Origin of the sequence: uncultured Sphingopyxis sp., assembly GCF_900078365.1 — a bacterium.
In the GTDB taxonomy this organism is placed as follows: Bacteria; Pseudomonadota; Alphaproteobacteria; order Sphingomonadales; family Sphingomonadaceae; genus Sphingopyxis.
Map to the genome: position 1 here is coordinate 1,963,792 of NZ_LT598653.1, position 25,574 is coordinate 1,989,365.

Here is a 25,574-nt window from a genome sequence, read left to right on the forward strand (position 1 = left end):
GTCGCCCCCGCGAAGGCGGGGGCCGCTAGCGGCCTTGCTCAAGCGTTGAGGGTTTCAAACAGGTCGATCCATTCGGGATTGGTTTCGGAGATCAGCCTTAGTTTCCCATTTCTTTAGCGCCCTCTCCCGCACGATCGCTTCGTCGATGCGGTCGGAGGGCTCTGCGTAGACCAGTCGGGTCAGGTTCCATTTTCGGCAAAATTCCGATCCAGTGCCCGACCGATGCGCGAAAATGCGGGCCGCCAGATTGTCGGTGACGCCGATGTAGAGGATGCCCATCGGCTTGTTGGTCATGATGTAGACATAGGCGTTTCTCATCGACCTTGCTCCGTGACGACGGCGGCCCTCGCCTTCGCGGGGCGACGGTTAAAGCATCGCCGTTCGCACTCAAAACAGCTCCATCTGCCCGTCGCGTTCGGGCGGGCGGAACAGGTCGCAGCGGATCGGCGGGAAGCTCCGGTCCATGCCGTGCTCGCGCGCGGCGCGCCTGACGCGGGAGCGGATGAGTTGCGCCCAGACGCCGTGGCCGCGCATGCGGGTGAAGAAACCGGAGTCGTTATCGCGACCGCCGCGGATGTCCTGCACCATGTGCATGACCTTGTCGGCGCGGTCGGGATAGTGGGCGGCGAGCCAGGCGCGGAAGAGCGGCGCGACCTCGAAGGGCAGGCGCATCAATATATAGGAAGCGCGGATCGCGCCCGCCTCGGCGGCGGCAGCCATGATCGCCTCGATCTCGTGGTCGGTGATCGCGGGGATGATCGGCGAGATATTGACCTGCGTCGGCACGCCTGCATCGATCAGCTTGCGGATCGCGGCGAGGCGGCGTTTCGGGTGCGGCGCGCGCGGTTCGAGCGTGCGCGCGAGCTTCGGGTCGAGTGACGTCACCGACACCGCGACCCCGACCAGACCATCGCGCGCCATGCCGGCGAGCAGGTCGATGTCGCGCAGTACGCGGTCCGACTTGGTCGTGATGATCAGCGGATGGCGCGTTTCGGCCAGCACCTCGACGACCGAGCGGGTGATGCCCCATTCGCGTTCGATCGGCTGATAGCCGTCGGTATTGGTGCCGATCGCGAGCGGCGCGACCTTGTAGTTGCGTTTCGCGAGTTCGGCGCGAAGCAGCTTTGCCGCGTCGGGTTTGGCGAACAGCCTGCTTTCGAAATCGAGCCCCGGCGACAGGTCGTGAAAGGCGTGCGTCGGGCGCGCGAAGCAATAGACGCAGCCATGCTCGCAGCCGCGATAGGGGTTGATCGAGCGATCGAAGCCGACATCGGGCGATGAATTGCGCGCGATGATCGTCTTCGGATGTTCGACCGTGACCGTCGTGCGCAACGGTGGCGGGGCGCCGTCGATGTCCTCCGCCGCGTCGAGCCAGTCGCGATCGGCCTCGCGGTCGAGCGATCCGGTACGGGTCGGACGCAGGTTGGTCGGGGCGCCGCGGCCCGCAATCGGGGGCAGGGGTTTGAACGATTCCACCCGGAAAGGATAGTCCTCGGGCGAGAACAAATAAAGAACATATTCGTCACCCCCGCCTTCGCGGGGGCGACGATCAGGGCTATTCCATCAACCGCGGCATCAACTCGACAAAATTGCAGGGCTTGTGGCGGCTGTCGAGTTGAGTGGACAAAATGCCTTCCCACGCGTCGGTCACGGCGCCGGTCGAACCGGGAAGCGCAAAGATATAGGTGCCGCGCGCGACGATGGCGCAGGCGCGCGACTGGATCGTCGAGGTACCGATGGTCTGGTAGCTGAGCCAGCGGAACAGCTCGCCGAAACCCGGAATATCCTTGCCGTCGAGCCGGTGGAGCGCCTCGGGCGTGACATCGCGGCCCGTGAGGCCAGTGCCGCCGGTGGTGATGACGACATCGACCTCGGGATCGTCGATCCAGTTGTGGAGGCGCGAGACGATCAGGTCGGTCTCGTCCCGGATGATCGCGCGTGCTGCCAGCATATGGCCCGCGCCGGTCAGCAATTCTTCGAGCTTGTCGCCCGACCGGTCGTCGGCGGCGCTGCGGCTGTCCGAAATCGTGAGGATCGCGATGCGGACGGGCCTGAACGGCAGGCTCTCGTCAATCGGCATTCGCGAAATCACCGGCATAGGTCAGGCGCGTGCGATCCTTTCCGTCGGGAAAGCGCGGCCATTTGCCCTGCGCGAGCGCGGCGCGGCTGACCGACGGCTTGCCCTGCTGCGCTTCGTACATCCAGTAGTTGCGCAGCACGATGCCGACATAGCCGCGCGTTTCCCAATAGGGGATCGATTCCATATAGAGCAGCGGGTCGTCATTATCGCGAATTTCGGTCTGCCAGCGCGCGACCGGCGCGGGGCCGGCGTTATAGGCGGCGATCACCTTGGGCAGCTGGCCGCCCGTGGCGGGCTCGCGGCTGAGATATTGCAGATAACGCTGGCCGAGATCCATGTTCACCGCGGGCGTCTTGAGATCGCCGAGTGCCGCGACCGCGCCTTCCCAGCGTACGATGTCGCGCGCGGTGCCGGGGCGCACCTGCATCAGCCCGGTGGCGCCCGCCGGGCTCACGACGCCGCGCTGGAAGCGCGATTCCTGCAGCGTATGGGCAAAGACCAGCGCCGGATCGACGCGCCAGCCGCCCTTCGGCTCCCATTTGGGCTGCGGATAGCGTGCCCCTATGGCGGGCTTGCGGCCGTGCGGCGTATTATGGGCAAGATAGAGCTGCGTTTCGGGCAGGCTGAGCGCGCCCGCCATCGCAATCAGCTGCGGATGCTGGTCGGGATCGCCGATCTGGGCCTGATGGCGCAACGCCTGACCCGCGTAGACATCCTCGCCGATCTCGGCCAGCGCCATCGCGACGCGGACGTTTGGCAGCTTCTCGAGCGCGCGCCACGCGCTGCGATCGGCGCGGACATTCTCGCGCTGGATCGCCGTCTCTACGCCCAGCGATTCGGCTGCGAGCAGGCCGTAGAAGGTTTCCTGATTGGCCGCGGCGGCGCGCAGGCGCGGCTGCACCAGCGCGGGCTGGCCCGCCGCGACCGCGGCGCGCGAGGCCCAATAATAAGCGGCGGCGCGCTGTTCGCTGTCGGGCGCTTCCTTGGCGACGCGGTCGAAGGCGGCGAGCGCGGTGCGGTAATCGCGAAGCCGCCACGACGCGAGGCCCTGCACCCAGGCGCCCTGCGTCGCCCACGCCCCGCCGCCCGCGGTGCAGGCGAGCGATAGGCGCAGTGCATTCTGGTCGTCATTCTCGATATAATAGGACCAGGCGACCTTTTGCGTCCATTCGGCGCGCGCAGCGGGGCTGAGCTGGTCGATGGCCGCGTTGAGAAGGGCTTCGGCGCCCGCCGGATCGTCATTCTTGATCCGGTCGGGGATCGTCGCGGCGAGGCGCGCGGCCGCCGGGTCGCTGACGCTGTCGGCGCCGAGCCGGCGCGGTGCGCTACCGGCCCAGGCGAGGCGCGCCTCAAAGGGAAGCGCCGGCAGGTCGGTCGCGCCGCGCTTCGTCGCGAGACGGCCGAGCTGCGCGGCCTGCGGCAGCCAGGGCGAGCGCGAAAGGATCGGCATGATGTCGGCTACTTCTGCGCGCGGGCTGTTCGCGGCGGTCAGCAGTTCGGCGCGCAGGAAGTCGGTGAGCGGGCCGTTGCCGGAGTCGTCGAGCAATGCCTTCGCGTCGGCCCAACGCTGGCCGCGGATCGCACCGAGAACCTGCGTGTAAAGCTGTTTCTGTTTCGACGAGAGGATGTCGGGCACCGTTTGCGGCGCCGACGCGAAATCGCGATTGCCGGCATCGGCAGCGAAGGCCGGCATTGCCACAAGCGAAAGCGCCAGAACGGCGCCGGAGATAAGATTTCTGGTCATATTTCCCATCTGTCAACGTCCCCGGTTGAACAGTTTCAGGCTATCCCATGCCGCCGCCTTCTGGGCGGGCCGGGCCAGCAGCATCACTGGATGCGCCACAGCCACCGTTTCCATCTTGGCGCCATCTTGGTTAATATTCAGTAACCTTCCGCGCGCATCGGGTAGGGCGGTCGCGGCGGCCATGCGCGTGATGTCGCTGCCGATCAGCAGCAAGCGTTCGGGTTTGGCGAGCCGCAGATGATGCCAGAGCAGGCGGTCGAGTTCGGCCGCATCCGGGCCGTCGCAGCGGCCGCCCGCGGGGCGCGTGACGGCAAGGCTCGCGACATAGCAGTCGGCCCGCGCCATGCCGATCGCCCGCAGCATCGCATCGAGCAGCTTGCCCGCGGCGCCGGAAAAGAGCGTCCCGCCCTGCTGGTCGTCGATTTCGGGCCACGCGGTGAACAGCATCAGCGGCGCGCCCGCTTCGCCGACCGGAAGTATGCGGCGTGCGTCCCACTGGCTGCCGGGCACGTCGGCGCCGGTCGCCAGCCAGCTTTGAAATTCGTTCCAGTCGTCGGGGAAGACGACGGGTCCCTTCGGTTCGGCCGCCTCGGGCGTCTCCTGCCGCTGGAGCGCGGCGGGAAGCGGGAGCGGCTCGGGCTCGGCCTCGACGACGCGTTTCGGCTTGGACGCCGCAGCGTCATTCGCCGGCGGCACGTCGAGCCAGCCCGCGGGTTCCTCGCCGACGAGCGCCTCGACGCCCGCCAGCGACCACCAGTCGCTGTAGCTTTCCGCCAGCAATGCAGAGTTTTGCCCTCCCATGAAATTGTTTGAAACAGGAGGTTGACGGGCGCGTCAATTGGCGGGCATCGCAAATCGTGACAGAATGAGCGCAGGACACGATGAATGTCCGCGCTGGGACGGCAGAAAGGTATTTGCGGTGAGCGAACGGGAATCGATGCCCTATGACGTGGTCATCGTCGGCGCGGGGCCGGCGGGACTTTCGGCGGCCATCCGCCTCAAACAACTGGCGAACGAAGCCGGCAACGAATTGTCGGTGTGCATCCTCGAAAAAGGATCTGAAGTCGGCGCGCACATCCTGTCGGGCGCGGTGATCGATCCCAAGGCGCTCGACGAACTGCTGCCCGACTGGCGCGACCAGGGCTGTCCGCTCGCCGAGGTGCCGGTGAACGACAACCAGCATTGGGTGCTGACCAGGAACAAGAAGTTCGGCTTGCCGCACATCATGACGCCGCCCTTCATGCACAATGTCGGCACCTATACCGGCAGCCTCGGCAATCTTTGCCGCTGGCTCGCCGAGCAGGCCGAAGGACTGGGGGTGGAAATCTTCCCCGGCTTCCCGGCGGCCGAAATCCTCTACAATGACGATGGCTCGGTCAAAGGCGTCGCGACCGGCGACATGGGCGTTGCGCGCGACGGCAGCCACAAGGCGGACTATGCTCCAGGGCTCGAACTCCATGCGAAATACACCTTCTTCGCCGAGGGCGTTCGCGGTCACCTGACCAAGATGCTCAAGCCGCAATTCGCGCTCGACGCCGATTGCGAACCGCAGGTCTATGGCCTCGGCGTCAAGGAGCTTTGGGACATCGACCCCGCGAACCATGCGCCGGGCCGCGTCATCCACACGCAGGGCTGGCCGCTCGACGCGAACGCCAATGGTGGCGGCTTCCTCTATCATCAGGCGAACGGGCAGGTCGCATTGGGTTTCGTGACCTGGCTCAACTATCGCAATCCGCACATCTCCCCGTTTCAGGAGATGCAGAAGTGGAAGACGCACCCCGAGATCGCCAGCATCTTGAAGGGCGGCAAGCGCGTCTCCTATGGCGCGCGCGCGATCAGCGACGGCGGATACCAGTCGGTGCCGAAGCTGGCGTTTCCGGGCGGCGCGCTGATCGGCGACAGCGCCGGTTTCCTGAACGTTCCGCGTATCAAGGGCACGCATACGTCGATGAAATCGGGCATGATGGCGGCGGAGGCGGCCTTCGCCGCCGTCACCTCGGGCCGGTCGAGCGATACGCTGGGCGCCTATCAGGCGGCCTATGACGACAGCTGGGTCAAAAAGGAACTGAGCGTCGTGCGTAACGTGCTGCCACTCGTCGAGAAATATGGCGATCTTGCAGGCACGATCCTGTCGGGCATCACCATGTGGCTCGAGACGCTGAAGATCAAAGTCCCCTTCACGATGAAGCATCATCCGGACAATGAAAGCCTCTATCGCGCCGACATCATGCCGAAGCCGGACTATCCCAAGCCCGACGGCGTGCTGACCTTCGATCGCCTGTCCTCGGTGTTCATCTCGAACACCAACCATGAGGAGGACCAGCCGGTTCACCTCCAGCTCAAGGACCCGTCGATCCCGGTCGCCTATAATCTGCCGCTCTATGACGAGCCCGCGCAGCGTTATTGCCCGGCGGGCGTCTATGAAATCGTCGGCGAAGAGGAAGGCGATCCCAAGTTCGTGATCAACGCGCAGAATTGCGTCCACTGCAAGACGTGCGACATCAAGGACCCGACCCAGAATATCAACTGGGTCACCCCCGAAGGCGGCGGAGGCCCCAATTACCCGAACATGTAAGCCTGCGCGCCTCCTTCTGATCGTTGCCGCTTTCGCGGCGGCGGCGCCCGCGCGTGCCGACGACGACGGCGGCATGGTGCTCGACGCGCTCGTGCGCGCGCGACTGGCAGAGGAGGGCGGCGAGCCGGCCGCCGCGCTGTCGGCGCTGGCGACGGTGTCGAGCGCCGCCCCGGGCCTGCCCGGCATCCGCGGACGGATGCTCGAACAGGCGATCGAGGCGGGCGACCTCGACGCCGCGCACGACGCCGCGCAAAACCTGTGGACCGCGGGCGACCGGCGTTTCGATGCGCAGTTGGTGCTGATGGTCGATGCGATGCGCCGTTCGGACTGGAAGGCGGCGCGCGCCATTATGAAGGGCCGCATCGACAAGGCGGGCGCCGACACGATCGCGCGGCTGATCCTGCCGACGGTGAACGCATGGATCGACGTCGGCGCGCGCGAGAATTTTCCCGAGCAGCATCTGCTCGCGGTGAACAGCCGGGCGCGGCCCGAGCCCGCGCTGACGCTTCAGGTCGCGCTCGTGCAGATCGCGGCGAAGCGCGTCGATTCGGCCTCGGCGCTCGCGGACGGCATCACGCTGACCGACCGGACGAGCCAGCTTGTCGCCATGCGGGTCGCGGCGACGCTCGACAAGGCGGGCGAACGCGACGTGGCCGAACGGCTGCGCGGGCGGATCGCGCTGGCGTCGGGACAGCGCGAGGATCCGATGCTGCTGCTTCCCGACCAGCCGGTTTCGACCCCGCGCGCGGGCGTGGCGCAATGGCTCGGCATATTGGCCGACGGCCTTGCGCGGACGCCGAACGGCAGCGCGAAGCTGCCATTGCTGTTTGCGCGCGCGGCCTATTGGCTCAACGACGAAGACTGGGCGGTGCGGGCGACGCTGGTCGAGGCGCTCGACCGCAACGGCCAGTCCGCCGATGCCATGGCCTTGCTCGACACGGAGCGTCAGCAACTGCCACCGGTCCTGACGATGCGCCGCGCCGAATTGATGGCCGATGCGGGCGATCTTGCGGGCGCGGCGAAGCTGGCCGAGGCGGCCGCCGACGCCGATCCGGCGCGCGGGCTGCTCGTCCGTTTCGCCGACATCGCCCGGCAATCGCACGATCCCACGGCGGCGGCGCGTGCCTATGAGGGGCTCGAGGCGGCGCTGGGCGACGGCGAAGCCGACCGGGCGCTGCGCGGCACGCTGCTGATCGCGCGCGCGGACCTGCTGTTGCAGGCGGGACAGTGGGACGAGGCGGCGGCGCTGATGGAACGGGCCGTGGCGTTGCGCCCCCATGATGCGTCGATACTGAATTTCGCCGGCTATTCGGCGCTCGAACGGCGCAAGGATATTGAGCGATCGCTGGCGCGGATCGAGGCTGCCTGGCGCAGCGAACCGCAGAATGCGAGCATCACCGACTCGCTCGGCTGGGCCTATTTCCTGACGGGGCGCGCCGACGACGCCGTCGATCTTCTCGAAAAGGCGCAGCGCGGCGAGCCCGACAATCCGGTGATCGTCGAGCATCTGGGCGATGCCTATTGGCGAACGGGACAGAGGTTCCGCGCGCGATACAATTGGCGCGCCGCGGCATTGCTGGCGGAGGCCGAGATGGCGACGCGGCTGGAAGCGAAGCTGCGCGACGGGCTGACCCCTGCGACGACGGCGCCGTGACGGCGTTTCGCGAGACCGGCTGGGCCAAGATCAACCTCGCGCTGCATGTCCGGTCGCGGCGCGCCGACGGTTATCATGCGATCGAGACGCTGTTCGCCTTCGTCGATGGCGGTGACGCGATAGCTGCCGAATTGGCCGAAACCGACAGCCTCGCAATCGACGGGGCGTTCGGCGAAGGGCTGAGCGCGGGCGGCGACAATCTGGTGATGCAGGTGCTGACGCTGCTTCGCGCGCGCCATGGCGCCGGCCGGGTGCCGCCGCTGGCGGTGACGCTGACGAAGATGCTGCCCGTAGCGGCGGGGATCGGCGGCGGATCGGCGGACGCCGCGGCGATGGCGCGGCTCGTGCGGGCGCATTTCCTGCCCGAAATCGGCGATACGGCGCTGGCGCGGATCGTGAGCCCGCTCGGTGCCGATGTCGCCGCTTGCGTGGCGAGCGAGACGTGTCTTGGCGTCGGCACCGGAGAAGAATTGAGCGCCGTGCCCAACTTGCAACTGAGCGGGACGCCGGTGCTGCTCGTCAATCCGCGCCAGCCCGTCGCGACCGGGCCGGTATTCGCCGCGTGGGACGGGATCGATCGCGGGCCGCTGTTCACCGGCGCCGATCCGCGCGCGAGGCTGCTCGGCGCGCGCAACGATTTGCAAAGGCCGGCCATCGCAGGGTGCCCGGCGATTGCCGATATTTTGCTCGAACTCGGCGCGCTCCGTCCCTGGCTCGCGCGCATGTCGGGATCAGGGGCGACCTGTTTCGCCTTGTTCGATGCGGCGGCCGAACGCGACGCGGCGGCGGCCTTGCTGGCGGAGCGGCATCCGGGCTGGTGGACGATGGCGGGAGCGTTGCGATGAGTGAAGCGTGGCGGCAGATCGGGGAGGCGCGTGCGGGCGGTATCCTGCTGATCGCCGACCATGCCTCGGCATATGTGCCCGCCGACATCGATCTCGGCATCGATCCCGCGCTGCTGTCGAACCATATCGCTATCGACATCGGCGTAGCCGAGGTTGCAGCCTTGCTCGTCGAAAGCGGCGCGGTCGATGCGGCGATCCTCGGCGGCGTGTCGCGGCTCGTCGTCGACTGCAACCGCGAGGAGGATGCGCCGGGGGTGCTGCCGATTGCGAGCGACGGCCATGCCGTGCCGGGCAACGCGCTCGACGACGATGCGCGCGAGGCGCGGCTGGCGCGTTTCTTCCGGCCCTATCACGACCATATCGCGGCGACGATCGCGGCGCGGCGTCCGGCGATGATCCTGTCGTTGCACAGCTTTACGCCGTCGCTCGCGGCGCATCCCGATCAGGCGCGGCCGTGGCATGTCGGGGTGCTCTATAATGAGGACGACCGGCTCGCGGGCGCGGCAATCGCGGCGCTGGAGGGTGAGGGACTGCTTGTCGGCGACCAGCAGCCCTATTCGGGCAAGCTGCTCAACGCGACGATGAACCGCCATGCCGAGGCGAACGATATTCCCTATGTCGGGATCGAGATGCGGCAGGATCTGGTCGGCGATGCGGCAGGGCAGGTGCTCTTCGCCGAACGGCTGGCGCGGATGTGCAGGAAAGTGGCGTTGAACATCGGCGCTTAGGCGTGTAGAGGCGCATTTTATCGTCGTTTTATGAAATAATATTATCAGGAACTCTCCAGATGCCTTCTTATCGTTCGCGCACTACGACCCACGGCCGCAACATGGCGGGCGCCCGCGGCCTGTGGCGCGCGACGGGGATGAAGGACAGCGATTTCGGCAAGCCGATCATCGCGGTGGTCAACAGTTTCACGCAATTCGTACCCGGCCACGTCCACTTGAAAGACCTCGGCCAGATGGTCGCGCGCGAGATCGAGGCGGCGGGAGGGGTCGCCAAGGAGTTCAACACGATCGCGGTCGATGACGGCATCGCGATGGGGCACGACGGCATGCTCTATTCGCTGCCGAGCCGCGACCTGATCGCCGACAGCGTCGAATATATGGTCAATGCGCATTGCGCCGACGCGATGGTGTGCATCTCCAACTGCGACAAGATCACGCCGGGGATGCTGATGGCGGCGCTGCGTATCAACATTCCGGTCGTCTTCGTGTCGGGCGGGCCGATGGAGGCCGGCAAAGTGGTGCTGAAGGGCAAGGAGGTCGCGCTCGACCTCGTCGATGCGATGGTCGCCGCGGCCGACGAGAAATATAGCGACGAGGAAGTCACTGCGATCGAGCGTTCGGCGTGCCCGACGTGCGGATCCTGCTCGGGCATGTTCACCGCCAATTCGATGAACTGCCTGACCGAGGCGCTTGGGCTGTCGCTGCCGGGCAATGGCTCGACGCTCGCGACGCACGCCGACCGCAAGCAATTGTTCCTGCGCGCGGGGCGTATCGTCGTCGAAATGTGCCGCCGCCATTATGAAGAGGACGACCAAAGCGTTTTGCCGCGCAATATCGCGACGTTCGAGGCATTTGAAAATGCGATGAGCCTCGACATCGCGATGGGCGGGTCGACGAACACGGTGTTGCACCTGCTCGCCGCTGCCCATGAAGCCGGGGTCGATTTCACCATGGCCGACATCGACCGGCTGTCACGCCGCGTGCCGTGCCTGTCGAAGGTCGCGCCGGCGAAGAGCGACGTCCATATGGAGGATGTTCACCGCGCCGGCGGGATCATGGCGATCCTCGGCGAACTCGAGCGCGCGGGGCTGCTCCACGCGCATCTGCCGACGGTGCATAGCGCGACGCTGGGCGATGCGCTGAGCAAATGGGATATCGGGCGCACGAACGATCCAGAAGTGCGGACATTCTTCATGGCGGCGCCGGGCGGTGTGCCGACGCAAACGGCGTTCAGCCAGGACCGGCGCTGGGAGAGCCTCGATCTCGACCGCGAGGCGGGGGTGATCCGCTCGGCAACCCACGCGTTCAGCAAGGATGGCGGGCTTGCGGTGCTGTCGGGCAATATCGCGCTCGACGGCTGCATCGTGAAGACCGCGGGGGTGGACGAGAGCATCCTCAAATTCTCGGGGCCCGCGAAGGTCTATGAAAGCCAGGACGCCGCCGTCGCCGGCATTCTCACCGGACAGGTCGAGGCGGGCGACGTCGTCGTGATCCGCTACGAAGGGCCGAAGGGCGGGCCGGGGATGCAGGAAATGCTCTATCCGACGAGCTATTTGAAGTCGAAGGGGCTCGGGGCGGCGTGCGCGCTGATCACCGACGGGCGCTTTTCGGGCGGCACCTCGGGCCTGTCGATCGGCCATGTCTCGCCCGAGGCGGCCGAGGGCGGAGCGATCGGGCTGGTCGAGAATGGCGACCTCATCAATATCGACATTCCGGCGCGGACGATCACGCTGGCGGTGGCCGATAGCGTGCTGGCCGAGCGCCGCGCCGTGATGGATGCGAAGGGCGACGCCGCATGGCAGCCGGAAAAGGCGCGCCCGCGCAAGGTTTCGGTAGCACTTCAGGCCTATGCCGCGATGACGACGAGCGCCGCGCGCGGCGCGGTGCGCGACCTGTCGCAGCTGAAGGGCAAGGGATGAAGCGATTTGGGGGGGCATGGCTGACGCTGATCGCGCTCGCGGGCTGCGATCGTGCCCCGGACAATGGCGATCTGGCCGAGGCTGAAGCGCGCGGGTCGCGCGAAGCCGCCGAAAACGGCCGAATCGAATGCGCGCTGGAAGGCGCGAAGCTGTTCGATCGCACCTGCACCGTCGATGAAATGAGCGGCGCGGACGGGACGATCCTCGTCGTCGGGCGCGCCAATGTCGGTTACCGCAGGTTGCAGATCACCACCGACGGACGCGGCGTCGTGCCGGCCGACGGCGCCGAACCGGCGAAGGTCAGCATCGTCGGCAATAATATGATCGAGGTCGCGATCGGACACGACCGCTATCGCCTCCCGGCGAATACGGGCGGCGCGAAGTAGGCGCGTTCGCGCGATCGTGATAGGCAGGGCCATGTCCGTTCCCGCCGATGCCCCGATCCTGACCAGCGATGCGATGCGCGAGGCGGAGGCGGCTTGCGCGATCCAGGGAACCTCGCTTGCGGAATTGATGGAGCGCGCAGGCGCCGCGGTTGCCGATACCGCCTGGCGGATGGCGGCGGGCGCGCCGGTCCTGATCCTCTGCGGTCCGGGTAACAATGGCGGTGACGGCTATGTCGCGGCGCGGCGTCTCAGCGAACGTGGCGCGTTGGTGCGCGTCGCTGCGCTGGCCGAGCCCACGACCGAACTGGCGAAGGCGGCGCGGGCGGGATGGAGCGGGCCGGTCGAGGCCCTCAATGGCCGGCTGGCGGCCGCGCCCCTGATCGTCGATGCGCTGTTCGGCGTCGGGCTGTCGCGGCCCGTCGCGGACGATCTCGCGGCCATCCTCGGGCATTTTTCCGACCGGCGTATCCTGGCGGTCGATGTGCCGAGCGGCATCGACAGCGACGGCGCGGCCGACTGGATGCCGCCGCTTCCCGCCGATGTGACGCTGGCGCTCGGCGCGCTCAAGCCCGCGCATGTCCTGCTGCCGACCGCGCCGGCGTGCGGCCGCGTCCTGCTCGCGCCGATCGGCATAGCGGCGAACGAGACGATGCGGACGCTGCCGAAGGCGCGCGAGGCGAAGCCCGAGCCCGCTGCCCATAAATTCACGCGCGGCATGGTGCTGGTCTTTGCGGGCCCCATGCGCGGGGCGGCGGGGTTGACGGCAGCGGCGGCGCTGCGCGCGGGAGCGGGCTATGTCGTGCTCGACGGCAGCGAGCGCGCGCCCTTTTCGGCGATCATCGCCGAAAGCGACGAAAAATTCGGCGAACGGCTCGATGATCCGCGGGTGGGCGCCGTCGTCATAGGGCCGGGATTTCCGGCGGGCGACGAACTGCTGTTCGATGTCGAGGCCGCGCTCGATTCGGGCAAGCCGCTGGTGCTCGATCCCGTCAAGCTGCCGGCGGTGGTGCCGCGCCTGTCCGAAACCCCGCGCACGGCGATACTGACGCCGCACGAGGGCGAGTTCGCGCGCGCCTTTCCGCAAGCCTACGGCAGCAAGATCGACCGCGCGAAGGCCGCTGCGGCGCGCACGCACGCCGTGGTGATCTACAAGGGCGCCGACACGATCGTCGCCGCCCCCGACGGCCGCGTCGCGGCGGCGTGGCCGGGCAGCCCGTGGCTGGCGACGGCGGGGACGGGCGATGTCCTGGCAGGCGCGTGCGGCGCGATGCTGGCGCGCGGCGGCGATGCCTTCGATGCCGCCGTCGCGGCGGTGGGCTGGCATATCGCGCGGGCCGCGCGTATAGGCCCCGGCCTTGTGGCCGACGATCTGATAAGGGACTGACATGAGCGAAGCTGCGCTGATCGAGCGCATCGCCGCGCGCGGCGACGGCGTGACCGCTGACGGCCGCCATGTGGCGGGCGCCGCGCCCGGCGACCGCGTGCGTGATGACGGCATCCTCATTCCCGGACCGAACCGGACCGAGCCCGTGTGCCGCCATTTCGGCAAATGCGGCGGATGCCAGTTGCAGCATGTCGCCGAGCCGGCGCTTGCCGATTTCGTTCGCGACCGGGTTGTCGGGGGGCTGGAGGGGCAGGGCGTCCCTTATGGAGAGATATTTCCCGCGCTGCTTTCGCCGCCGCAAAGCCGCCGCCGCGCCGCGCTGACCGCGCTCAGGACGGGCAAGCAGGTCGCGATCGGATTCAACGCCGCCCAGAGCAACCAGATCGTCGATATGCGGATGTGCCCGCTGTTGCTCCCCGAATTGTTCGCGCTGATCGAACCGGTGCGCGAATTGCTCGGGATGATCGCGCAGCCGCGGCGTCCGGTGAAGGTCAAGCTGCAGATGCTCGATCAGGGCGTAGAGCTGATCCTCGAGGGCGTGAAGGCCGAGGGGCTCGATGCGGCGATGGCGCTGCAGGATTTTGCCGGCGCCAACAAGCTCGCGCGCTTTGCGATCGATCAGGGCGACGGGCTCGAAATCCTGTGGCAACCCGACCCGCCGACGGTGCGCTTCGGCGACATATTGGTCGAAGTCCCGCCCTTCGCCTTTTTTCAGGCGACGGCGGCGGGGCAGGTGGCGCTCGTCGATGCGGTGCGCAAGGCGATCGGCGAGGCCGGCGCGGTCGCCGACCTGTTCGCGGGCGTCGGCACCTTTGCGCTGTCGGTGCAGGGGGGACGCAAAGTCTATGCCGCCGAGGGCGCGCGCGATGCGATCGCCGCGCTGACCGGCGCCGCGAACCGCGCCCGCGCCTTGGTGGCGACCGAGCATCGCGACCTGTTCCGGCGTCCGCTGGTGCCCGCCGAGCTCAACCGTTTCGGCGCGATCATCCTCGACCCGCCGCGTGCGGGGGCGGAGGAACAGGTGAAGCAGCTCGCGGCCTCTACCGCGCCTGTCATCGCCTATGTGAGCTGCAATCCCGCGAGCTTCGCCCGCGATGCGAAGATGCTGATCGAAGGCGGCTATGGGCTCGACTGGGTCCAGCCCGTCGGTCAGTTCCGCTGGTCGACCCACGTTGAACTGGCGGCGCGCTTTTCGAAATAGCCGTCGCCCCCGCGAAGGCCGGGGCCGCCGTCGGCCTTTTCCTGCGTTGCTGCGCAAACCGACAGTCGCCCCCGCCTTCGCGGGGGCGACGCGTTCTTCTCAGTGCAGCACGAAGCCCATGAAGGCGTGGATGCACAGCGCGATCAGCGCGAGGCTCGCCAGCGTGAAGACGAGGAAGCGCCACATGACGCGATTGACCGTGACCTGGATCAGGCTGTGGACGACGCGCAGCGCGACATAGATCCAGGCGATTTGTGCGTTGAGCCCGCCGCCCATGCCGCCGACCGCAAGCGCGATCGCGACGGCATAGAAGACCGTGGGCTGCTCCATCAGATGGTTGTAATTATGCGCCTTCCACTGCACTTCGGGCGGCAGCACGTCGTCGAGCCCCTTGCCGGTCCCGCCAACCATTTTCGCCGCGTCGATCTTGGCGCGCTGCATCGCCGGGATGCGCGTCGCGTACATCCACACCCACATGATCATCGACCAGAGCGCAAGTGTCGCGACCGGCCCCAATATGGCGTTCGTGTCCATCATTCTTCCCCCTCAACCCAAAGTGGCGATCACCGCGAGCAGCGCAAGCGCCAGCAGGCACAAGGTCGACGCCGCAAAGATCGCAAAGCGGACCGGTATGCGATTCACCGTCGCCTGCCAGAGGCTATGCACGACACGCAGCGCGACATAGGCCCAGGCGATCCATACGACATAGGCGGGATAGCCGCCGACCGCGTGCAGGATCAGGATGACGGCATAGAAGAGCGTCGGCTGTTCGAGCAGATGCGTGTAGTTGTGCGATTTCCAGTTGGTAACGGCCGGCAATACGCCTTCAAGGTCGCCGCCGCGGCCACCCGGCGGCGCCGTTTTCAGGTCGATCCCGGACTTGGCAAGCGCGCGGAAGCGCGTCACCGCGACCCAGACCAGCATGACGAGCGTCCACAGGATCAGCACCGCGCCCGGCGCGAGGATGTTCGGCGTCATATAGCTCCCCCTCTTGTCATGTCGCGGCGATGCTAGGGATGGCGCCCCGATATGCAATTGCCAAATTCAATCGTGCCGGGCCGCGATCTCGGCGCGGATCGCCGCGCCGTCGCCATCGACGCGCGGTGCGAAGCCGAGGTCGCGCGGCGGCATCGCGCCATATTTCACCGGCGGCTGCATTTCGTGAAAGGCGCCGACATCGGGATGGGTACGGTGGCGGAAGAATTGCGTTTCGACCAGATGCGGGTCGTCCTTTATGTCCTGAAGGTCGCGCACCGCCATCGCGGGAATATCATTCTCGGCGAACAGCGCGAGCCATTCGGCGGTCGTCTTCGCCGGCGTCTTGCGCGCGATTTCGCTATAGACGATCGGCATATGCCGGCCCTTCGCCCTGGCGGCTTCGAACTCGGGCGTTTCAGTGAGGCCGTCGCTGCCGAGCAGCGCCATCAGCCGTGCGGTCGATTCGGGCGTGTAGGGGACGATCGCCAGATAGCCGTCGCTTGTCGGAAAGGGCTGGCGCGTCGGGTCGAGCTGGCGCGGATAGCCTGCCGGGCCGAGCGGCGGGTCGAGCGCCGCATCGCGCAGATGCTCGACGAGCATGAACGAGGTGAAGCATTCGAACATCGGCACCTGAACCTCTTGCCCTTCGCCGGTCCTGAGCTTGTGGACGAGCGCGGCGAGGATCGCCTGTGCGCCGAACTGGCCCGCGACCTTGTCGGCGATCAGCGAGGGAACATAGCGTGGGCGGGGGTCGCCATCGACGCGGGGGAGCAGGCTGGTCGTCCCGCTCGCGGCCTGGATGACATCGTCATAGGCCTGAAGGTCCGCATAGGGACCGTCCTGCCCGAAGCCGGTGCCATGGACATAGATGATGTCGGGCTTGATCGCCCGGCAGCCTGGATAATCGAAGCCAAGCCGCGCGATCGCCCGCCCGCGCACATTATGGAAAAAGACGTCGGCGCTCGCGATCAGGTCGCGCAGCACCGCGGCGTCTTCCGGCTTTTTCAGGTCGAGCGCGATCGAGCGTTTGCCGCGGTTCACGTTGAGATGGATCGAACCCATCGCCGGGTGGGGGACGCCGCTGCCGAGATAACGCGACACGTCGCCCGTGCCCGGCGTCTCGACCTTGATCACCTCGGCACCGAGATCGGCGAGCATTTGCGTCGCATAGGGGCCGAAGATGACGGTCGTCAGGTCGACGATGCGGATGCCTTCGAGCATCGTCATGCCGCATCGCCCGCTGCGCTTCGATAGATCGTCCTCGTCAAGCGGCATCCTCCCTTGCTGTTTGCGCGAGGATAGAAGGATTGCGAAGTGAAACGGAAGAGTGAATCGACTGCGCGGGACCGTCAGGCCGCGGCGGGCGCGGCGCTGTCGTCGATGCCGGCGGCATAAGCGGCGGAAATCCGCCGATAGGATCGCGACGCGAAGGCGGCGGCGGTGGCAAGCACGCCGAGCAGGCCGGCGATCGAAAAGACGATCGCGATGCCGCGTTCGGGGCCGCGGCCATACCAGTCGCCGATCGCGTCGGCGCCCCATCCGGTCGTCATCAGCGGGACGAAGACGAATTGGGTCAGCGGCGCGATCAGGAAGGCGGTCAGCGGCGAGGCGGCGAGCTCGACCGACTGGGCGAAGCCGAAGACCCGGCCCTGCCGCTCGAACGGAACGACCTTTTGCAGCGTCGTCTGCTCGGCGGCTTCGGCATAGGGGCCGAGGAACATCCAGAGGAAACAGCCGGCCGCGAGCAGCAGGATCGACGACTGGATGGTGAAGAAGACCGCGACGATCCAGGCGCCAAGGTTGACGAGGAGCAGGGTCCGTACCGGGTTGGCGCCCAGCCCGGTGCGCGCGATCACGATGCCGCTGAGGATGAAGGCGCAGGATATGACGGCCCAGAGCAGCCCCCATTCCTCGACCTTCATCAGCGACAGCCCATAGGCGTCCATCAGCGCCATGAAGACGCCGCCGAGCAGGTTGTTGAACGACGAGAAGAGAATCAGCGCGAACAGCCCCGGAATGGCGAGTACGACGCGAAAAGTGCCGGCGAGGTCGATGCGGCGCGGTTCGGCATGGTCTTCCGCCGCGCGTGGTTCGTCGACGGGAACGAAAAGCAGATGGGCGATCGCGACCAGCGAAAAGCCGATCGCGAAGACCAACGTCCCCGCCATGCCGCCCCAGGCGACGAGAAAGCCGCTGATCGCCGATGTGGTAAGAAAACCGATGCCGCTCACCATGCCGACGAGGCCGTTCGCCTTGTCGCGCCGGTCTTCGGGAACGAGCAGGGTGACGAGTGTCGGCAGCGCGATCATGCGGATGTTGCCGACGATCACGGCGAGCATCGAGACGAGGATGAAGAGCCAGAGCGTCAGGCTCCGAACCTCGGCATTGCGGATGTCGGGATCGAGCAGGAAGCCGCCGAGCGCGGCGGCATAGAGGATCAGCGAGGCGGCGCTCGAAACCAGCATCATGTTGCGCTTGCCGTGATGGTCGACAAGACTGCCGAACCAGACGCCGAGCATCGCCGTCAGGACGAGATAGATGCCCGCGATCATCCCCGTCGCGAACACCGATTGGGTTTCGAGGAAAGTCCAGAAGGTCAACGCGAACCACACCGTGAAATTGGTGATGTTGGCGATCAGATTGTTGGCAAGGAGATGGTGGAAGGGCTGCATGAGCGGCGCAATCTAGCGCCATCCGTTGGCGATGCCACTGCGAACATGCAGTCATCCCGGCGAAGGCCGGGATCTCGCCGGTGCGCCAGAATGCCACGGCGAGATCCCGGCCTTCGCCGGGATGACGCTTGTGGAAGCGCGGACGGCGCTTTGCCGCACGGCCTTATCAGAACAGCTTGGTCACCGTCGCGCTACGGCGCTCCTGTTCGACTTCGCCGGTGTAGAGGCTGACCATCGGTTCGTCGCTGACGACATGCGTCTCGTCGGCGCCGAAGCCGTTGAACTTGGTCCGCATCGCGCAGCCATAGGCGCCGAGCATGCCGATCTCGATGAAGTCGCCGGCCTTGACGTCGGCGGGCAGGAAGAAGGGGCCCGCCATATGGTCGAGATCGTCGCAGGTCGGGCCGTAGAAGCTGAACGGCACCATTTCGGCATTGCTCTCTCCGTCGCGCAGCAGCGTGACGGGGAAACGCCAGCCGACATGCGCGGCATCGAACAGCGCACCATAGGCGCCGTCGTTGATGTAGAGCTCCTCGCCGCGGCGTTTTTCGACGCGGACGATCAGCGAACTGTACTCGGCCGACAGCGCGCGGCCCGGTTCGCACCAGAGTTCGGCCGAATAGCTGATCGGCAGGCTTTCGAAGCTGCGGTGGATCGTCTCGAAATAGGCGTCGAGCGGCGGCGGCTCCATGCCCGGATAGGATGACGGAAAGCCGCCGCCGACATCGATGATGTCGACGGTGACCGACGCCGCGACGATCGCGGCCCGGACGCGCTCCATCGCCTGCGCATAGGCGTGCGGGGTCATCGCCTGGCTGCCGACGTGGAAGCAGATGCCGAGCGCGTCGGCGGCCTGGCGCGTCGCCATCAGCAGTTCGGCGACCTCGTCGGGCTCGGCGCCGAACTTGGCGGCGAGGCTGAGCTTCGAATGATCGGACGAGACGCGCAGACGCACGAGCAGGTTGAGGTCGGCGGCGCCTTCGGTTGCGCGGACGATCTTCTGAAGCTCGTCGAGCGTGTCGAGCGAGAAGGTGCGCACGCCATGCTTCCAATAGGCTTCGGAAATCGCTTCCTCGGCCTTCACCGGGTGCATGAAGCAGAGCGTCGCCTGCGGCAGCGTGCGCGCGACGAGGCGCACCTCGGCGATTGAGGCGACGTCATAATGGGTGACGCCCGAATCCCACAGCACGCGCAGCAGGTCGGGCGACGGATTCGCCTTGACCGCATACATGGTCGTGCCGGGAAATCGCTCGATGAAGAAACGCGCTGCGCGCCGCGCGGCGTGCGGGCGGACAAGCGTAACAGGTTCGACCGGCGAAAGTGCCTGAATCAGCCCGTGGGCGCTATGATGCTGGTGCAACTCAAGGGACCCCCAAAAAATACGTTAAACATCCAAGGCTGCCTTGCGGTTATTGGAAGTCCCCCTGGGGCAGCGGAGAGCGCATATATGGAGGGGGGTCTCCCCTGTAAAGACCCTATCGCGCAATTTTGTAACGCCAGAACGGCAGTCGGGGGCGAACCGGGGCCGGTCCGCGCCCAGCCGCGTGAAGGCGAGACAAGGCGCTGGCGCCACGCTAGGGACAGGTCATCCCATTTCATCGAGTCACCCCGGCAGCGATCGGGATGACAAAGACAGGGCGAAGCTTTGATGGTCTCCCGCGCCGAAGTGAATCACACCTTCACCGACACCGAGCTTGAGGAACTGAAGGCGTTCGGGACGACCGAGCCGCATAAGGCAGGCGACCTGCTGGTCGAGGAGGGCGCGATGGCGCCCGACTGCATCGTCACATTGTCGGGGCACACCGACATCTTCGCGTCGACCGACGAGGGGCGAAAGCGCGTCGGCTGGATGGAGCGCGGGCAGTTCGCGGGCGACCTGTCGGTGCTGACCGGACAGCGGCATTTGTCGCGCGTCGAAATGGGCGCCGACGGGGAGATTCTCCGCATCGCCCACGCCGATTTCCAGCGGCTGATCGCGGGCAACAGCCATTTTTCGGATATCTTCGTCCGCGTACTGTCGGCGCGGCGCGAATTCAGCAAGCATCGCGGCTTTGCGGTCACGATCATCATCGGCGCGGCGATGGACCGCGGCGTCTATGCGATGCGCGACCTGTTGATGAAGCATGGCGTCGCGCATCGCTGGTTCGATCCCGCTGATGGCCCGGTGGCCGCGCATCTGCTCGCCGAGCGCGGGTTGACCGAGGAGCAACTACCGGTGGCGATCCTCGGTGCGGCCGAGGTGCTCGTCCAGCCGACGCCCGAGCAGCTTGCGGCGGGACTGGGCCTCGACCTGCTTCCCGATGGCGCGACCGCCGATGTCCTCGTCGTGGGAAGCGGGCCCGGCGGGCTCGCGGCGGCGGTCTATGCGGCATCGGAAGGTCTGACGGTGATCGCGCTCGATTCGCTCGCGCCGGGCGGACAGGCGGGCACTTCGTCGAAGATCGAAAATTACCTCGGCTTCCCGACCGGCATTTCGGGCAATGAGCTGGCGCGCCGCGCGACGGTTCAGGCGCAGAAATTCGGCGCGCGGCTGGTGTCGCCGGTGCGCGCGGCGTCGATAAACCGCGATGGCGACGCCTATTGCCTGCATCTCGCCGACGGCCGCAAGCTGCGCAGCCGCGCGGTGGTCGTCGCGAGCGGCGCGAAATATCAGAGCCTGCCGATCGACGGGATAGAGGCCTATGAGGGCCGCGGCATCTATTATGGCGCGACGCCGATGGAGGCGCAGTTGTGCAGCGATGCCGAGGTGACGATCGTCGGAGCGGGCAATTCGGCGGGGCAGGGGGCGATCTATCTCGCGAGCGTCGCGAAGAAGGTCCATGTCATTTTTCGTCGCGGCAGCCTTCGTGAGACGATGTCCGAATATCTGGTCAAGCGGTTGGAGGAGCATCCGAATATCGAGATCATCCCGTCGACCGACGTCGTCGCGCTGCACGGCGAAGAGCATCTGGCGGGCCTGACCTATCGTTGCCGCGAAACCGGCGACGAGGGGCATTGCGATTGCGGTTTCCTGTTCCTCTTCCTCGGCGCGAGCCCGAACACGAGCTGGTTGCCAAAGGAAATGGTGTGCGACGAGCGCGGCTTCGTGAAGACGGGCGCCGACATCGCACCGCTCGAACTGGTCAAGGCGGGCTGGTCGCTCGACCGCATGCCGAGCCGCTTCGAGACGAGCTGGCCGCGCATCTATGCTGTCGGCGACGTCCGCAAGGGATCGGTGAAGCGCGTCGCTTCGTCGGTCGGCGAAGGGTCGGTCGTGGTCAGCGACATCCATCAGGCGCTGGCGGAGATGGGCACCCATTAATCCTCCCTGCCGCGAAGCGGTGGGGAGGGGGACCGCTCGCGAAGCGAGTGGTGGAGGGGCGGCGTCACAGCCCCTCCGTCAGCGCTCCGCGCTGCCACCTCCCCATCGCTTCGCGACAGGGAGGAATCACCCCAGCCGCGTCTTGAAATCCTCGTAACCGAATTCGCGGATCAGCTTCAATTCGTCGCTCTCGCTGTCCCACAGCCAGATCGACGGCAGCGGCACGCCGTTGAACGTGTTCGTCTTGACCATCGAATAATGCGCCTGGTCGAGGAAGGCGAAGCGTTGGCCGATCCGCGCGCCGCCGCCGGGGAGGCGGTAGTCGCCGATCACGTCGCCGGCGAGGCATGACGGACCGCCGAGCCGCGTGGGCATGCCGTCGCTGCCTTCATCGAGCATCGCCGGGCGATAGGGCGCTTCGATCACGTCCGGCATATGGCAGGTCGCCGAAATGTCGGTGATCCCGATCGGCATGCCGTTATCGAACAGGTCGAGCACTTCGCCGACGAGGATGCCCGCGTCGAGCGCGATCGCCTCGCCGGGTTCGATCATCACGTCGCAATCGGTCGCCGCGCGCACCTGTTTCAGAAAGGCGATCAAATCGTCGACCTGATAATCGGCGCGCGTGACATGGTGCCCGCCGCCGAAGTTGATCCATTTGAGCTGGTTGAAGAAGGGGCGCAGCATCGGCTGCACCGCGTTCCAGGTGCGCAGGAGCGGCGGAAAGTCCTGTTCGCACAGGCTGTGCATATGGACGCCGTCGACGCCCTCCATATGCTCGGGCAGCAACTGGCTGATCGGAAAGCCGAGGCGACTGCACGGCGCGGCGGGATCATATTTCGCGACCTCGCCCTCGCTGTGCATCGGGTTGATGCGCAGGCCGACGTCGAACGTCTCGCCTTTCGCGCGCAATTCGTCGAGCAGGGGGCGGAAACGTGCGATCTGTCCCGGCGAATTGAAGATCAGATGGTCGGACAGCGCCGCGATCTCGGGCAGGTCGGCTTCCTTGTAGCCGGCGCAATAGGTCGCGACTTCACCGCCATATTCGCTGCGGCCGAGCTTGGCTTCGTAGAGGCCGGAGGCGCAGACACCGTCGAGATATTCGGCGACCGTCGGTCCCAGCGACCACATCGAAAAGGCCTTGAGCGCGGCCAGCACGCGCACGCCCGACGCGTCGCCGATATGGCGCAGCAGCGCGAGATTCGCGCGCACCTTGGCGGCGTCGACGACGAAGGCGGGAGAGGGGACGCGGGTCAGGTCGAAGCGGGCAAAGGCTCCGGGATCGCCGGCACGGGTTTCCATGTCGCTATATGCTTTCTGTCAGACCGTAATCGGTCCCTTGAAGATGAAGAACGCCCCCGTCGCGATGAGACCGAAGCCGACGAGATGGTTCACCGTCAGCTTCTCACCGAGCCAGAAGACCGCGAACCCGGCGAATATGATCAGCGTGACGACTTCTTGCAAGGTCTTGAGCTCGGCGGCGCTGTAGACGCCATAGCCGATGCGGTTCGCGGGGATGACGAGGCAATATTCGAAAAAGGCGATGCCCCACGCGATCAGCACCGCGAGCCACACCGGCCGCGACACAGCGCCGAGCTGGCCGTACCAGGCAAAGGTCATGAAAATGTTCGACACGAACAAGAGCCCGATCGGCGCGAGATAGGCGGTCATTTTGTGTCTTTCGTCAGCGGCAGCACGTGGCGGAGCAGCGCGGCAAAGAAATGCCCCGGCTCCTCGACCATCGGCATATGCGCCGAATGTTCGAGCCAGACGAGTTTCTTCGAGGGCGCCTGGACCTGTGCGAACCAGTCGGCCGCCACCGGCGAAGGGACAGTATAATCATGCCGTCCGAGCAGGAAGACGATCGGCACGTCCATCTTGCGGACCGATTTGAAGCTGACGTCGGCGAGGCGCGGCCAGAGCGTCGTCACCGAAAATTCGCTGCCCTTGCCCCAGGCCTGCACATCGGCGGGGCCATATTCGGGCGACAGGCGCGGTGTCTGGAAATAATATTTGAGGTCGGGTTTGTTGTAGATGAGCGATCCGTAGGGAATCGCATATTTGCGCCAGCCGTCGGCCTTGGCGATGGTGAAGGCGCCTTGCGGATAGGGTGCGAGCGCGTCGATCGCCGCGACCGCCTCTTCATCGCCTGCCGCGAGCGCCTTTGCGCGCGTCCACGCCATGCCGGCCTTTTCGCCCTCGCGAAAATCAATGCCTTGCCCGACGCCGACATAGGCAAAAAGAAGATCGGGCCGCTCGACCGCGACCGACAGGCCGACGATCGAACCCCAGCTGTGCCCCATCAGCACGACCTTGCGCTTGGCATAGCGCTTCTTGAGCAACTCGATCAGCTCGATGGCGTCGTCGCGATAACGTTCGGGCGTCATCGTCGGGGCGAGCGCCTCCGGATCGTTCAGCGGATAGCTGCGCCCCGCGCCGCGCTGGTCGTACTGGACGACGGTGAACACATCCTCCCACGGCCGCTGGAAGGCCCATGCGAAGGGCATCTCGACCGCGCCGGGGCCGCCGTGAACGAAGATCAGGATCGGATTGTCGCGGTCCGCACCGCGCACATTCACGACCTGCCGCGCGCCGCCGAGGGTGACCTCGAAGGTTTCCTGCACCCCGTTCGGCGTGACGATCTTGCCGATGTCGGCGACGATCGCGCGCGCGGGTGCGTAGGGGTCTTCGGTTTGGGCGGCGGCGGGGAGGCTGATCGCGGCAAGCAGTGCGAGCGTTGCAATTCGAAGTTTCATATCAACACCCTTCGTCATTCCCGCAAAAGCGGGAACCCAGTTCCGGCGTTGCTACTGGGTTCCCGCTTTCGCGGGAATGACGAAATTCAAGTGGGCGACGCGATCAGAAATCCAGCGGCGCGTCCAATTCCTTCACCTGCCACGGCAGGCCGTGCTTGTTCAGCATGTCCATGAAGGGATCGGGGTCCATCTGCTCCATATTGAACACGCCGTCGCCGTTCCACGTGCCCGTGACCATCATCGCGGCGCCGATCATCGCCGGCACGCCGGTGGTATAGCTCACCGCCTGGTTGCCCGTTTCGGCGAACGCATCCTCATGATCGCAGATATTGTAGAGGTAGAGCGTCTTTTCCGTCCCGTCCTTGGCCGTTCCGGTCGCGATGACGCCGATGTTGGTCTTGCCTTTGGTGGTTTCGCCAAGGCTCGACGGTTCGGGGAGCACGGCCTTCAGGAACTGCAGCGGAATGATCTCGCGGCCTTCATAGATCACCGGGTCGATCCGCGTCATGCCGACATTCTGCAGCACGGTGAGATGCTGGATATAGGCGTCGCCGAAGGTCATCCAGAAGCGGATGCGCTTGATCTCGGGCAGGTGCGTCTTCAGGCTTTCGATCTCCTCATGATACATGAGGTACATATTCTTCGGCCCGACTTCCTCGAAGTCGAATTGCTGCTTCACCGACATCGGCGGGGTTTCGACCCAATCGCCATTTTCCCAGTGGCGCGCGACTGCGGTCACTTCGCGGATATTGATTTCGGGATTGAAGTTGGTCGCGAAATGCTGGCCGTGATCGCCGCCGTTGCAGTCGAGAATATCGAGCGTGTCGATCCGCTCGAAATGATGCTTTTTGAGCCAGGTGGTGAAGACGCTCGTCACCCCGGGGTCGAAGCCCGAGCCGAGCAGCGCCATCAGCCCCGCCTCCTTGAAGCGGTCGTGATAGGCCCATTGCCAGTGATATTCGAACTTCGCCTCGTCGCGCGGTTCGTAATTGGCGGTGTCGAGATAATGCGCGCCGGTCGACAGGCACGCCTCCATGATCGTGAGGTCCTGATAGGGCAAAGCGAGGTTGACGACGTGCGTCGCGCCGATCGAGCGGATCAGCGCCGCGGTCGCGTCGATATGGTCGGCATCGACCTCGGCGGTCTTGATCGTGACGCCGGTGCGCGCCTTTACCGATTCGGCGATCGCGTCGCATTTGAATTTGCGGCGGCTGGCGAGCGTGATGTCGGGAAAGATGTCGGGGTTCATCGCCATCTTGTGCACCGCGACCGAACCGACGCCGCCCGCGCCGATCACCAGAACCTTGCTCATCGAAAAATCTCCTGTCGCGGCCTGTGCCGCCTTGTCTTG

The 25,574-nt window shown here is 66.2% G+C and carries 23 protein-coding genes; 9 read left to right on the forward strand and 14 right to left on the reverse strand.

Features of this window, described 5'->3' with window-relative positions:
- Positions 1 to 54: 54 nt before the first annotated feature.
- The 5 genes from QZL87_RS08950 to QZL87_RS08970 all read right to left on the reverse strand — a co-directional run bounded on the left by QZL87_RS08950 (position 55) and on the right by QZL87_RS08970 (position 4,625).
- Positions 55 to 318 (reverse strand): GIY-YIG nuclease family protein, encoded by a 264-nt coding sequence (locus tag QZL87_RS08950; RefSeq protein ID WP_362989238.1) that lies wholly within the window; start codon positions 316 to 318, stop codon positions 55 to 57.
- Positions 319 to 387: 69 nt separating this feature from the next.
- Positions 388 to 1,449, reverse strand: a complete 1,062-nt coding sequence (locus QZL87_RS08955) for a PA0069 family radical SAM protein (protein WP_295326801.1) — start codon at positions 1,447 to 1,449, stop codon at positions 388 to 390.
- A 106-nt stretch (positions 1,450 to 1,555) separates the two neighbouring features.
- Complete coding sequence (gene moaB / locus QZL87_RS08960) at positions 1,556 to 2,080, reverse strand: molybdenum cofactor biosynthesis protein B (protein ID WP_295326533.1); 525 nt, start codon at positions 2,078 to 2,080, stop codon at positions 1,556 to 1,558.
- The gene (locus QZL87_RS08965) at positions 2,070 to 3,773 is read right to left on the reverse strand and encodes a lytic transglycosylase domain-containing protein (RefSeq protein WP_295326535.1); all 1,704 of its coding nucleotides are present in this window, start codon (positions 3,771 to 3,773) and stop codon (positions 2,070 to 2,072) included. The genes moaB and QZL87_RS08965 overlap by 11 nt, the downstream gene beginning before the upstream one ends.
- A gap of 63 nt (positions 3,774 to 3,836) precedes the next feature.
- Positions 3,837 to 4,625, reverse strand: a complete 789-nt coding sequence (locus QZL87_RS08970; protein ID WP_295326537.1) for a uracil-DNA glycosylase family protein — start codon at positions 4,623 to 4,625, stop codon at positions 3,837 to 3,839.
- Between the two features lie 118 nt (positions 4,626 to 4,743).
- Here QZL87_RS08970 and QZL87_RS08975 point away from each other — a divergent pair, with 118 nt between their 5' ends.
- From QZL87_RS08975 to QZL87_RS09010, 8 genes are all read left to right on the forward strand, one after another.
- A complete protein-coding gene (locus QZL87_RS08975) occupies positions 4,744 to 6,399 on the forward strand; it encodes an electron transfer flavoprotein-ubiquinone oxidoreductase (protein ID WP_295326540.1) in 1,656 nt (551 codons plus the stop codon).
- Positions 6,400 to 6,472: 73 nt separating this feature from the next.
- Positions 6,473 to 8,053 (forward strand): tetratricopeptide repeat protein, encoded by a 1,581-nt coding sequence (locus tag QZL87_RS08980; RefSeq protein WP_295326542.1) that lies wholly within the window; start codon positions 6,473 to 6,475, stop codon positions 8,051 to 8,053.
- Positions 8,050 to 8,898 (forward strand): 4-(cytidine 5'-diphospho)-2-C-methyl-D-erythritol kinase, encoded by an 849-nt coding sequence (locus QZL87_RS08985; protein ID WP_295326543.1) that lies wholly within the window; start codon positions 8,050 to 8,052, stop codon positions 8,896 to 8,898. Before QZL87_RS08980 ends, QZL87_RS08985 begins: the two co-directional genes overlap by 4 nt.
- Positions 8,895 to 9,626 (forward strand): N-formylglutamate amidohydrolase, encoded by a 732-nt coding sequence (locus tag QZL87_RS08990; protein WP_295326545.1) that lies wholly within the window; start codon positions 8,895 to 8,897, stop codon positions 9,624 to 9,626. Before QZL87_RS08985 ends, QZL87_RS08990 begins: the two co-directional genes overlap by 4 nt.
- 59 nt (positions 9,627 to 9,685) lie before the next feature.
- A complete protein-coding gene (gene ilvD, locus QZL87_RS08995) occupies positions 9,686 to 11,545 on the forward strand; it encodes a dihydroxy-acid dehydratase (RefSeq protein WP_295326547.1) in 1,860 nt (619 codons plus the stop codon).
- Complete coding sequence (locus tag QZL87_RS09000; protein WP_295326549.1) at positions 11,542 to 11,931, forward strand: hypothetical protein; 390 nt, start codon at positions 11,542 to 11,544, stop codon at positions 11,929 to 11,931. Before ilvD ends, QZL87_RS09000 begins: the two co-directional genes overlap by 4 nt.
- Positions 11,932 to 11,962: 31 nt before the next feature.
- A complete protein-coding gene (locus QZL87_RS09005) occupies positions 11,963 to 13,315 on the forward strand; it encodes an NAD(P)H-hydrate epimerase (RefSeq protein ID WP_295326550.1) in 1,353 nt (450 codons plus the stop codon).
- Position 13,316: 1 nt separating this feature from the next.
- The gene (locus QZL87_RS09010) at positions 13,317 to 14,516 is read left to right on the forward strand and encodes a class I SAM-dependent RNA methyltransferase (RefSeq protein ID WP_295326552.1); all 1,200 of its coding nucleotides are present in this window, start codon (positions 13,317 to 13,319) and stop codon (positions 14,514 to 14,516) included.
- A gap of 99 nt (positions 14,517 to 14,615) precedes the next feature.
- Here QZL87_RS09010 and QZL87_RS09015 read toward each other — a convergent pair whose 3' ends face one another.
- From QZL87_RS09015 to QZL87_RS09035, 5 genes are all read right to left on the reverse strand, one after another.
- A complete protein-coding gene (locus tag QZL87_RS09015) occupies positions 14,616 to 15,050 on the reverse strand; it encodes an MAPEG family protein (RefSeq protein ID WP_295326803.1) in 435 nt (144 codons plus the stop codon).
- A 12-nt stretch (positions 15,051 to 15,062) separates the two neighbouring features.
- The gene (locus tag QZL87_RS09020) at positions 15,063 to 15,494 is read right to left on the reverse strand and encodes an MAPEG family protein (RefSeq protein ID WP_295326554.1); all 432 of its coding nucleotides are present in this window, start codon (positions 15,492 to 15,494) and stop codon (positions 15,063 to 15,065) included.
- A gap of 66 nt (positions 15,495 to 15,560) precedes the next feature.
- Positions 15,561 to 16,721: a CoA transferase gene (locus tag QZL87_RS09025; RefSeq protein ID WP_295326556.1), complete on the reverse strand. Its 1,161-nt coding sequence runs from the start codon at positions 16,719 to 16,721 to the stop codon at positions 15,561 to 15,563.
- A gap of 122 nt (positions 16,722 to 16,843) precedes the next feature.
- Positions 16,844 to 18,166, reverse strand: a complete 1,323-nt coding sequence (locus tag QZL87_RS09030; RefSeq protein ID WP_295326558.1) for an MFS transporter — start codon at positions 18,164 to 18,166, stop codon at positions 16,844 to 16,846.
- Positions 18,167 to 18,332: 166 nt separating this feature from the next.
- Positions 18,333 to 19,526 (reverse strand): type III PLP-dependent enzyme, encoded by a 1,194-nt coding sequence (locus tag QZL87_RS09035; protein ID WP_295326560.1) that lies wholly within the window; start codon positions 19,524 to 19,526, stop codon positions 18,333 to 18,335.
- 288 nt (positions 19,527 to 19,814) lie between these two features.
- Between QZL87_RS09035 and QZL87_RS09040 the strand changes: the two genes are divergently transcribed.
- Positions 19,815 to 21,467 carry an FAD-dependent oxidoreductase gene (locus tag QZL87_RS09040; RefSeq protein ID WP_295326562.1) on the forward strand — a complete coding sequence of 551 codons (1,653 nt, stop codon included), beginning with the start codon at positions 19,815 to 19,817 and terminating at the stop codon, positions 21,465 to 21,467.
- Positions 21,468 to 21,593: 126 nt separating this feature from the next.
- On the opposite strand, the gene QZL87_RS09045 is transcribed toward QZL87_RS09040, so the two are convergent.
- The 4 genes from QZL87_RS09045 to QZL87_RS09060 form a co-directional block, all read right to left on the reverse strand.
- Entirely contained in the window at positions 21,594 to 22,769 is a 1,176-nt protein-coding gene (locus QZL87_RS09045; RefSeq protein WP_295326565.1) for a carboxynorspermidine decarboxylase, read from the reverse strand.
- An 18-nt stretch (positions 22,770 to 22,787) separates the two neighbouring features.
- A complete protein-coding gene (locus QZL87_RS09050) occupies positions 22,788 to 23,138 on the reverse strand; it encodes a DMT family protein (protein ID WP_295326567.1) in 351 nt (116 codons plus the stop codon).
- Positions 23,135 to 24,223 (reverse strand): alpha/beta hydrolase, encoded by a 1,089-nt coding sequence (locus QZL87_RS09055; RefSeq protein ID WP_295326570.1) that lies wholly within the window; start codon positions 24,221 to 24,223, stop codon positions 23,135 to 23,137. Before QZL87_RS09055 ends, QZL87_RS09050 begins: the two co-directional genes overlap by 4 nt.
- 103 nt (positions 24,224 to 24,326) lie before the next feature.
- A complete protein-coding gene (locus tag QZL87_RS09060) occupies positions 24,327 to 25,535 on the reverse strand; it encodes a saccharopine dehydrogenase family protein (RefSeq protein ID WP_295326573.1) in 1,209 nt (402 codons plus the stop codon).
- Between the last annotated feature and the right edge of the window lie 39 nt (positions 25,536 to 25,574).